This window comes from Bacillus sp. BK450 (genome assembly GCF_004364885.1).
GTDB classification, from domain to species: domain Bacteria; phylum Bacillota; class Bacilli; order Bacillales; family Bacillaceae; genus Bacillus; species Bacillus safensis.
Genome location: NZ_SOBQ01000004.1, coordinates 177,116 through 188,276, shown reverse-complemented (window position 1 = coordinate 188,276; position 11,161 = coordinate 177,116). Strand labels below are relative to the sequence as shown.

General features: G+C 42.4%; 8 protein-coding genes and 1 riboswitch. Of the genes, 2 read left to right on the top strand and 6 right to left on the bottom strand.

Annotated features, from left to right (window positions below; genetic code table 11):
* Positions 1–107 precede the first annotated feature (107 nt).
* A riboswitch (cyclic di-GMP riboswitch) is annotated at positions 108–201 on the bottom strand.
* 368 nt (positions 202–569) lie between these two features.
* From EV579_RS15185 to EV579_RS15160, 6 genes are read right to left on the bottom strand one after another with little or no spacing between them, the layout of a single operon-like run.
* Positions 570–1,373: an ABC transporter permease gene (locus EV579_RS15185; protein ID WP_133744740.1), complete on the bottom strand. Its 804-nt coding sequence runs from the start codon at positions 1,371–1,373 to the stop codon at positions 570–572.
* Entirely contained in the window at positions 1,366–2,235 is an 870-nt protein-coding gene (locus EV579_RS15180; protein ID WP_133744739.1) for an ABC transporter permease, read from the bottom strand. Before EV579_RS15180 ends, EV579_RS15185 begins: the two co-directional genes overlap by 8 nt.
* Positions 2,235–3,326, bottom strand: coding sequence for an ABC transporter ATP-binding protein (locus EV579_RS15175; RefSeq protein WP_133744738.1), 1,092 nt, complete (start codon positions 3,324–3,326; stop codon positions 2,235–2,237). Before EV579_RS15175 ends, EV579_RS15180 begins: the two co-directional genes overlap by 1 nt.
* Before the next feature lie 8 nt (positions 3,327–3,334).
* Positions 3,335–4,420, bottom strand: a complete 1,086-nt coding sequence (locus EV579_RS15170) for an ABC transporter substrate-binding protein (RefSeq protein ID WP_133744737.1) — start codon at positions 4,418–4,420, stop codon at positions 3,335–3,337.
* Positions 4,417–6,405, bottom strand: coding sequence for a hydantoinase B/oxoprolinase family protein (locus EV579_RS15165; RefSeq protein ID WP_133744736.1), 1,989 nt, complete (start codon positions 6,403–6,405; stop codon positions 4,417–4,419). Before EV579_RS15165 ends, EV579_RS15170 begins: the two co-directional genes overlap by 4 nt.
* Entirely contained in the window at positions 6,395–8,464 is a 2,070-nt protein-coding gene (locus EV579_RS15160) for a hydantoinase/oxoprolinase family protein (RefSeq protein ID WP_133744735.1), read from the bottom strand. The genes EV579_RS15165 and EV579_RS15160 overlap by 11 nt, the downstream gene beginning before the upstream one ends.
* Before the next feature lie 367 nt (positions 8,465–8,831).
* On the opposite strand from EV579_RS15160, the gene EV579_RS15150 reads away from it, so the two are divergent.
* Together EV579_RS15150 and EV579_RS15145 are read left to right on the top strand one after the other, a co-directional pair.
* The gene (locus EV579_RS15150; protein ID WP_024424305.1) at positions 8,832–9,260 is read left to right on the top strand and encodes a NucA/NucB deoxyribonuclease domain-containing protein; all 429 of its coding nucleotides are present in this window, start codon (positions 8,832–8,834) and stop codon (positions 9,258–9,260) included.
* A 127-nt stretch (positions 9,261–9,387) separates the two neighbouring features.
* Positions 9,388–11,085 carry a methyl-accepting chemotaxis protein gene (locus tag EV579_RS15145; protein WP_133744734.1) on the top strand — a complete coding sequence of 566 codons (1,698 nt, stop codon included), beginning with the start codon at positions 9,388–9,390 and terminating at the stop codon, positions 11,083–11,085.
* Positions 11,086–11,161: the final 76 nt, after the last annotated feature.

Sequence of the window (11,161 nt, the reverse complement as noted above, 5' to 3'; positions counted from 1 at the left end):
TCACCCTGCACCCTCTATATCAAAAGAACCAAGTCTATTTCATTAAAATAGACGGTTAAACCGAAAAGGAGCCCACCCCGAATAAAACGGAGGGACTCCCATTTTCATTCGGTAGCCTGCCGACCTTAGCAAAAAAAGAATCATTTACCTTAGGACATGGCTTTGCGTCTCTATGTTTCCATAGATTTGCCTTTTTCTTCTTTTCTTTTAGATATTTTCTATTTACGTCCACTTTATATGAAAATATTGTTTTTTTCACCGAAAAATGGGTGTAAAGATTCATGCGTTATACCGAAGGGATCCTGTGAGAATTGACGATATTTACCGAAAATAACTAATAATAGTTGCGTTCAACCGAAAATAATCGACTAAATACCGCAAAAATTTCATATTTTCCCTTAAATTTTGAAAATATGACCGAAAATGTAGGATAGAGGTCTCCTTGCGTTCCCCGCAAATTCTTAAATCTTAAGAACTATATTCCCTAAAAAAATGAATTTTTTTACTGTAAAAACAACAAAAAAAAGAGCTGTCATTTCAAATGACAACTCCTTGTTTCTTCATTATATTTACATCACCTTAGACAGACCAATCGTTTTTTCAATAATGAGCAGCGCAATGATAGAAATGATAATAAATATGACAGATATCGCATTGACACTTGGATCAAAGGTCTGCTCAATGTAATTAAAGGTCCTGACAGGAATTGTAATGGTTTGAGGAGAGGAAACGAACAAACTGATCGATATTTCCCCAAATGACGTCACAGCTGAAAACACCCCTCCTGCAATGATTCCCGGCTTAATCAAAGGTAATGTGACTCGAAAAAACGTGCGAATGGGTCCTGCGCCAAGATTCATCGAAGCCAGCTCAAGCCGCGGATCTAAATTCGAAACACTCACGCCTACTGTTCGAACCACATAAGGAAAACCAATGATGACGTGACCAATGACGAGCGCCCACAAAGACCCTGTAAAGCCCATAGCCGTAAACAAGTAAAGCATTGCAATCCCTAACACCACCTGAGGAATCATGAGAGGTGACAGAATGAAAGCTTGGACAGCCTCCTTTCCCTTAAAGGAAAGCCTTGCTAAAGCATACGATGCCATTGTCCCTAAAAGAACCGTGAGAGGCGTCACGATGAACAGCAGAAACACACTGATCCGAAGAGATTCCATCCATTCTGGATTTGACACGACCTCATGAAACCAGCGCACAGAGAACGAAGTCGGTGGAAATTCAGGAAAGGCATTTGGACTAAAAGCAGATAGGACGATCACAAGAACAGGTATGGTTAAAAAAAGATAAACCAATGACCCAGCAGTCCAAATCAGGATGGAAAGCAAGCGGTCACCTATTGACTTATTACGCATGCATCCTCGCCTCCCAACGCTTCAATAAATAGCTTAATAGACTGACTACCACAAGCACACAAACCAATAATGTAAAGGACATAGCCGCAGCAAGAGGCAGATTATACACCTGCATGACCTGCTGATAAATTGACAGCGGCAGCAGCGGCTGCATCCGTCCGCCGACTAACAGCGGGGTGATATAACTTCCTGCTGCCAGTGAGAAGACGATGATCGCGCCAGTCACCATGCCTGGAATGGTCAGTGGTAAGGTGACATGAAAAAAGGTTCGAATCCGGCCAGCTCCAAGACTCATAGAAGCCGGTCTTAATTGACGATCCATATCGGTTAAGCTTGTTGCGATCGGCAGTACTGCAAATGGCAGCATGACTTGGACATAGGCAATAATGACCGCATTCATATTCCACAGCATCGAGAGCGGCTTCTCAATCACCTGTAAATCTAATAACATGCCATTGATCAGACCATTTTGCGAAAGAAGAACAATCCATGCAAATGTCCGAATCACAACACTTGTCAAAAGCGGCGACACAAGTAGGATATAGAAAAATGCCCGCAGACGCGGATTAGGTGCTTTGACGAGCACGTATGCTGCGGGGTATGCCATCAATAAACAAATCACCGTTGTCTGCAAAGCCACCCACACAGTACTTCCAATCGCCTTTACATATGCATCTGTCGTGAACACATGAATATATTGAGAAAAGCTATACGTTTGTAATGTATTCATCATCGAATCGACATCGCGAAAACTGAGAACGAGCATCATCACCAGAGGAGCTAGTAAAAATACTACAAGAAACAAACAGGCTGGCAGCAGCATAAACCAATGAAATCGTTGATTCTTTTTCTTGATTCGCATCACGTATGCACCTTCGAATCTAAGAAAACGATATCTTCAGGCTGCCAATGGATATGGACGGTTTCTCCAACTTCAGGCAGCTCGGGAAATGCCGCATCAGAAGCATGGACAATGATTTCACCATTATCAAGCCCCACAACCAAACGTAATGAATGCCCAATATAACTCACATCTGACAGCACGCCTGATACATGATTCGGCTTGACTTCCTCCCGCTCAGAAGAGATGCTGATTCTTTCAGGACGCAGCATAAGCAGTTGCTTTTCCCTCTTCTTTTGATGTGCCGCAGCCTGCAGCTGAAGATGCTGACCGCTTGAATGGGTGACATGCGGAACTGTAAATGCCGCATCAGCTTCATTGTACACGGCCTCAAAGATGTTCACCTGTCCGATGAATTCAGCTACAAATCGATTGTTTGGCTGGCGGTACACCTCTAAAGGCGTCCCAATCTGCTGTATTCTTCCCTCTCCTAAAATTCCAACCCGATCAGAAAGGCTTAAGGCTTCCTCTTGATCATGTGTCACAAGAATGGTTGTAATCCCGACATTCCTTTGAATATTTCGCAGCTCTGTCTGCATGTTTTTTCTTAGTTTGGCATCTAGGTTGCTGAGCGGTTCATCAAGAAGGAGAACAGACGGCTGAATCGCCAGCGCTCTTGCAATCGCTACCCGCTGCTGCTGACCACCGCTTAATTGGTGGGGCATCCGTTTCGCAAATGCCTCTAATTGAACAAGAGACAAGCTTTCCATCACCTTCTCTTTAATTTCCGCCTTCTTTTTCTTTTGAACCTTTAGCCCGTACGCCACATTATCAAATACAGTCAGATGTGGAAAAAGTGCATAGCTTTGAAAAACCATACCTGTTTTTCTTTGGTAAGGCGGCAAAGCTGTCACATCCTGATCGCCAATATAGACGACGCCTTTTGTTGGTTCTAAAAAACCGCCAATGATGTTTAATAATGTTGATTTTCCGCAGCCGCTAGGACCAAGAAGGGAGAAAAACTCTCCCTCATTCACCGTAAGACTGACATCGTTGAGAGCAATCTGCTCACCGAAGTGCTGACTGATGTGTTCTAAATGAATTCCACTCATGCGATCACCTATTTTCCTCCGCCTAATACTTCGTTCCATCGGTTTGTCCAATTGCCAAGCTCAGAGGTCGCTGTTTCATAATCTACCCACGTCAGCTTGCTGTAATAATTTTCTCCAACTTTCACTTTCCCCTTAATCTTGTCATCGTATTTCACATCAGAATTCGACATGCCATAATAAGATTTTTCCGAGAAAGCCTCCTGAGCTTCTTTTCCACTTAAGTAGTTTAATAGTTTGTACGCCGCTTCTTCATGCGGACTTCCCTTCGTTAAAGCCCAGCTCGCAACAGCTGCAACAGCACCTTCTTTCGGATATGAGAAACCAATATCCATGCCTTCTTCTTCAAGTGCAAATACTCGCCCGTCCCAATATGGAACAGCCGCAACATCCCCACGTTCTAACAAGGTTTGAATCGATCCTGGGTTATCTGGAAAAGCAGCAACATGACCTTTCAACTGCGCGAGACTTTTAAATGCTTTATCAATATCCTTAGGATTTGATTCTGTCCCCCCTTGCGCATGAACAAGTGCAGAGAAAAATTGCAAACCGGCTGAATAAGTCGGAGATGAAATGGCTACCTTCCCTTTCAGCTGACTGTTCCATAGGTCAGTCCAGCTGTTTGGTTCCTGCTTGACGAGGTCTTTTCTATAAGCAATACCAAGCTGCCCCATACTAAAGCCTGCTGCATATTGTTTTCCATTCACAGTAAGCTTCTTTTGGACAGAACGGTAAAGCTTTTTGACGTTCGGCGCTTGATCTTCATCAATAGGCGCAAGAACGTTTGCCGCGATACCTCTTTGAATCGTATCAGGCTGTAAGATTAGTAAGTCATATGGTGGATTTTTCCCATTTGACGCTTTTAATTTTGTAAACCATTCAGAATCCGCCCCAGAGACGGTTTGCACTTTAATTCCTGTATCTTTTTCAAACTTTTCGAGGATTGGTTTGATATTCTTTTCCCAATCGCCTCCATATACGCCAACAATCACAGTCTGCTGCTGTTTGCCTTGATCCTTTCCATTTCCACCACAAGCGGTCAGCAGTACAACGATTGATAGGATGCCTGCAAAAATAGCGATTAATCTTCTTTTCATGATTCATTTCCCCCTTTTTGTCCATTCATTTGACGAAGTGCTTGAGTAATATCTTTCTTTGTTAACGGCTCATTTCTATGACTGAAATGTTGATGAACTGCATGTTTATAGTGCGTACGTTCATTAGCCGGATAGGAACGAAGCTGAACGGCAAGCTCACTGCTGGCTTCGTCCGTCCATACTTTCTCATAAGCTGCTCTTTGTTCTCCGAAATCCCACACGTCAGTAGATGGAGAATGATTAACCTTTTCACGCACCCTGCTCGTCTGCTCCTCATCAATCTTCCATTCATTTTGGTCTAAATATACTTTCACACCATATTGCTGCAGCGCTCTTTCTTCACTTAATAGACCTGCTTCCACTTCCTGAAGGACTTTTTCTTTCTTCCTGTCAAATGGATTCCCCCAGCCGCCTCCACTTGGTGAAATCAATTGAACGATATCGCCTTTATCAAGTCGCAAGACATCTATTTTGGGCTGGTCTTGTTTCTCACCATTAGCTGTGATCAGCTTGACCTCACCAACCGCTCCTGCTCGGCCGCCCATTAATCCCCAAGGCTGAAACTTCATCCGTTCCATTCCACGTGCTGTCACCATCGATTCAGGCTTTATCATTTCAAATTCCAAACCAATCGCATGTCCGCCTCGATTTTCACCAGCTCCACCTGTATTCGGCAGAAGCTCATATCGGTGAACATGAATATCAATATGCTGTTCCAAACTCTCAATTGGGGTATTCTTCAAAAAACCTGACGAATGATCAATACCGTCCACTCCATCAGTACCATTTTGAGCACCTCCGCCTCCGCCTAATGGTTCGACAACGGACATTTTCCTGCCACCCGTTTGATCATCAGGTACAGAGAGAACCACAATGGCAGATTGACCTGCACCTGCTGCCGGCACTGCTTCAGGTAACAGCTTACCAATGGCGCCTAGCACGACATTGTACAGCCTCATCGTAATCGAATGACGAATCCCGACAGAAGCTGGGTATTCTGGATGCACCAGCGTTCCTTTAGGAGAGATCACGTCAATTGGATACGTTATTCCACCATTAATCGGTATATAAGGATCCTTACTAATGATGTAATTAATCAACCCTTGATAAAGAAAGGAATGTTTCTGACCGTTGGTAACAAGGTTAAAGGCTGTTTTTACTTGGGGATCACACTCAGAAAAATCGAGCGTCAGCCGTTTCCCTTTGATCGTTAGCTTGATTTTCAACCGAATAGGGACGCCTGAGATCATATCATCATCTAAATAATCAGCAAATTCACTCGTTCCATCCGGTATAGCTTCAATGACCTTTCCAGCACGATCCTCGGCTTGCTTCAGCAAGTCTATCATTCCTTGTTTCACTTCGTTTTTTCCGAATTTCTCAATCATTTCTTTTAACCGAATATCTGCTGTATTCACTGCAGCAATCATCGCATTGATATCACCATCATTTAGATGACTAGCGCGGCTGTTAGCTCTTAAAAAGGTACGTACGACCTGATTCTCTTTTCCGCCTTCATAAATTTTTACTGGCGGAATTCTTAATCCTTCTTGATGAACATCCGTTGCTGTCGGTGAAATACTCGAAGGCACAAGTCCACCCACATCACTGACATGAACAAAAGACCAAGCATAGCTGACAATTTCACCATCTACAAAAATCGGCTTAATGATATGGACATCTGGCAGGTGAGTCGCCAAACCATCTGTCGTATAAGGATCATTAGTGATGATAATGTCTCCTGGCTGCATCGGCCCGCTTTCTTCAATCGCCTTTTTTAGACTCAGCCCTAAAAAGATCGTCACACCCACTGTCTTCGGATAAACAAAGAAATCTCCAGAAGGCGTGGCTAATGCTGTCGCAAAGTCAGCAGATTCTTTGACGAAGGTCGTAAATGACGTTCGTTCAATGACATGTCCCATGCCTGATGCAATCGCATTAAAATAACTGCGCATCATCTCAAGCTTTGCTGGATCAGTTCTCATGTAAAGCTGCCTCCTTTGAAATCACTAAGTTACCTGATGGATCAATGCTGCCTGCCCAGTTTGGCAAAATTAATGTTGTTGTATCATCCTGCTCAATAACGGCTGGTCCATTTACAATAGAACCTACTGACAGAGTGTACCGGTTATAAACCGATGCTTCGTATTCTTTTTCCTCTATAAAGATTCGTCTATATTCATATGGTTTCAAAGACTGTCCGCTGCTTTCATGAACAAGTGAAAAAGGCAGCGGAGGCGTCTCGCCTATGACTCGAACGCGTAAATGAGTAAACTCGATGTTTGCCTGATCATCCCTATGACCATATTGACGCTGATGCAGTTTGTGAAAGGCTTCAATGAGTTGGTGGATGTCTTGTTCTTGTTTTAGCCAATCAATCGATAATGGCAATTCAATCTCAAATGCCTGTCCTTGATAACGTGCGTCTGCTAATAATAGAATGGATGTCTGATTGATATGCTGAATGTCCTGCTGGCTGACCCAATCAGTCGCTTTTCGCGACAGCTTCTCATAATCTTGTTTTAGTTGGTTGATCGAATAGTCTTGTAAGCATATTTTCTTCGACAGCACCGCATCATGAATAAAGTCAGCGGTCAGAGCACCTAATGCACATAATGTACCCGGACTCGGAGGAACAACCACATTTTTCGCATGAATTTCTCTCGCAAGAAAATTCGCTACAACCGGTCCTGCTCCGCCAAACGCCAGCAAACTAAAATCTCTAGGGTCAAATCCTTGCTGCTCCATCACATTGCTTAATTCTGTGTACATATTGGCTACGGCTACTTGAATGAGCTGGTCAGCCGCCTCTTCAACCGTTTTGTTGAGCTGATCAGCAATTGGCTGAAAGGCCTTTTTCGCCGCAGACAACTGTAATTGTAAATGTCCTCCGGCAAAACGTTCTTGATTGAGATAACCGCATATGAGAAACGCATCAGTTAAAGCTGCTTTTTCTCCCTTTCCATACGAAGCTGGTCCCGGATTTGAGCCAACTGATTCTGGCCCCGCTTTTAGAAGTCCGCCCTGATCAATCCATGCTACCGAACCTCCCCCTGCTCCTATTGAATACATCGCAACAGATGGAAGAATAATTGGGAAGCCTGAAAGCTGATTGGATTGCGCCATTGTAGGCTGTCCATTTTGAATAATCGAGATATCTGCACTCGTCCCCCCGACATCAAAAGTGATCAGGTTGGGTTCACTAGCTGATGCTGCAATTCTCGCCGCACCGATGACACCAGCTGCCGGACCAGAAAAGAGAGTCTTAACAGGCGAAGTTGCCGCACTTTCTGCATCCATTAAACCACCATTTGATTGTGTAATGTATGGAGAAATTGGTACACCTTCTTCCTTCAAACGACTTTTCAGTGTTTGTAAATACTGTTTCACCTTTGGTTGAATGTACAAATTAACAACAGACATCACTGTACGCTCGTATTCCCTCATTTGAGGCCATAATTCAGATGAAGTAAGGACTTCTAACTGTGGATAATGATGATTGATATAGGCTTTTGCCTGTAATTCATGAACTGGGTTTTGATAACTATGTAAAAAAGAAATGACGATACCTGCTAGATTTTTAGATATAACATGCTGGACTGCATCATCTAACTGCTGCAGATGGAGAGGGTTTTTGATCGTACCATCGTGTATCAACCTTTCAGAGATTGGATATACATGCTTCCGAGGTATCAATGGTTCTGGCAAACGAGAATTGAAGTCATAAGGAATGGGTAATCGTAAACGTTGAAGTGACAATATATCTTGAAATCCTTCTGTCACAAAAAGGGCTAAATCTGCTCCTTTTCGCTGCAATAATGTATTAAGACCGATTGTCATTCCGTGAACGAGGTATTGGATGTTGGATAAATCAACACCTCTTTTTTTTAGAAGATTTAACCCATTGATAATACCTTGGGCTGGGTCATCAGTCACTGTGGGTGTCTTGAGTTCAGTCAGCTCCCCTGTTGCTTCATTTATCAACGATAAATCAGTAAATGTTCCGCCTATGTCTATTCCGAGCCGGTATGAGACATCCGCCATTTGTACTTCCCTCCTACAATGTAATTAGAATCATATTTTGATAAATTACGACATTTTTTGATATTTGACTCCATATTATTAAAGCAGATCGGTCTAGTCAATTTTATTTTTTTGAAATTTCTGTGTGTTAAATTCTTGAAATTAGCTCAAAAAGCAGTGATAAAGCCATTTTGGATGAGCATAATCGTTTTATGATCTACAAAATTAAAATTTTTATGAATTTCTACAAAAATGAAAAACAAGAAATCAAGTAAAATCTGTTTTTTGAATTTTAAAAGGCGTTTTTTCAAAACCAGGAGAAATTGGTAAGTAATTCTGCTATACTTCTGTTTACAAAATACGCAAACAAGAAAGAGAGCCAGCACCTATGAAACTTCTTAAAATGATTCTCTTGCTTTTATTGATTGTTATTGGTGTAGCAACAGGCTATATCCAGCTGGAGCAAGGGAAACAAGAGACAGCGAATTCATCTTATGACAAAACGATTCATTTTCCATCAGACCGCTATCCCGAAACAGCCAAGCACATAGAAGAAGCCATTGATGAAGGTCATTCATCCATTTGTACAATTGACCGTAAACATAGTGATGAGCAAAGGGATCGATCATTACATGGCGTTCCAACAAAACGCGGGTATGATCGTGACGAATGGCCAATGGCAATGTGCAAAGAAGGAGGCACAGGAGCTTCTGTCAAATATGTACGCCCTTCTGATAATAGAGGCGCAGGCTCGTGGGTAAGTCATCAATTATCGGATGATCCTGACGGCACAAGAATTCAATTTATCATCGATTAGCAGCCTTTCCCTTTTCTATATTAAAAAAATTTTCACATGACTGCATGCAGGTATTTTAAACACTTTTTTCATGCCGATAATCCTTAAGGAGGGATATCCTACCTTATACCTAAAGGAGTTAAAAAGCATGAAGAAAAAGGGAAAACTGAGGCTTGGCGCCAAAATTTTGCTGATCTTTTTAAGTGTCCTCATCATCTTTTCCGCAGTTGTTGGTTATGTGGTGAATCGCGAGATGACAGAAAACATCAAGCAAATGGCAACTGAAAAAGCAAAAGGTGATTTAAAACTAGGCTACGCCTACCTGAATGAAAAAGTAGAAGGCTCATGGCAGATTAAAGAGAACAAGCTATTCAAAGGAAATACGCAAATGAATGATCATGACACATTGGTTGACCAATTAGCCGAATATACCGGTGATACCATCACGATTTTTCAAGGAAATACCCGCGTTGCTACGAATGTCATGTTAAATGGGAAACGAGCTGTAGGTACAGAAGTCTCTCCTGAAGTGAAGACCACTGTTTTAGATAAAGGAGAAAACTATTACGGCACTGCAAATGTTGCCGGGAAAGACTATCAAACGGCTTATATGCCGATCAAAAATGAAGCAGGCGAAACAATTGGTATTTTTTATACTGGGGCCAATCAAAGCATGATTTCACAAATGCTTCAGTCATTCTATATACAATTTGTCATCGTCCTTTTGTTAAGTCTGATCGTTTCGGTCATCATTATTTCTATTTTCACTAAACGGATTCAGGCACGTCTCAAGCATATGGCTTCTGCCATTAAGAGTGCAGGCGAAGGTGATTTAACCATCAATGTGACGGATACTGCTGGTGATGAATTGTCTGATCTGGCTGGCCATTTCAATAAGATGCGTGAAAAATTAAATCAAACCATTCTAAATGTCATGAACACGTCTGAATTAGTGGCCACATCCTCTGAGCAGCTGTCAGCTAGCGCAGAAGAAACGAGTGCAGCATCAGAAAAAATCACCTACACGATTCAAGAAGTGGCACAATCTTCAGAAGAACAGTCCACTCAAATGACAGCCAGTGAGCACACGATGATTCAAGTATCAAACGAGCTGGCAAACATCACTGAAAATGCAGGACAAATGGCTTCAAGAAGTCACTCCGCACAAGAAGTGGCCCAAAAAGGTGTACACAATATCAGTGAAGTTCATTCACAAATGACGTCTATTGCAAAATCAATTGAAGAAAACGGTACAGCGATTCAAGCGTTGGAAACACGTTCAGCTGAAATTGATCATATTTCCAAAGTCATTACAGATATCGCCAGCCAGACAAACCTGCTAGCTCTTAATGCAGCAATTGAAGCAGCACGGGCAGGTGAGCACGGAAAAGGATTTGCTGTTGTCGCAGACGAAGTGAGAAAGCTTGCAGAAGAATCTCAAGCATCATCAAACATGATTTCCCATCTCATTTCTGAAATACAAAAAGAGATGACTCATTCGACGAATGCCATCAAACGAGTAAGAGAGGAAGCGGCTCAAGGGGCTGTACTTATCTCTCATACAGAGGAATCATTTCATGATATCCAGCAGTCGATGAGAGAAATGGCGAATGGCATTAAGCATTTATCAAGTGCATCACAAAAAATCGCAGCTTATACAAACGATGCGAAACAGTCTTTTGCGTCTATTACAGAAGGCGTGAAACGAACGAGTGAACATTCACAGCAAGTAGCCGGTTTAACAGAAGAACAATTTGCTGCAATGGAAGAAGTAACAGCTTCATCAGAAGCGCTTGCCCATTTAGCAGGAGATTTAAAAGCAATGGTCTCGCAATTTCACATCTAGATCCCACACCAAATAGCGCAAGACGGCGACAATCGTCTTGCTGCCTAACTTTCTCCTCAAGAATCACTCTTTAACC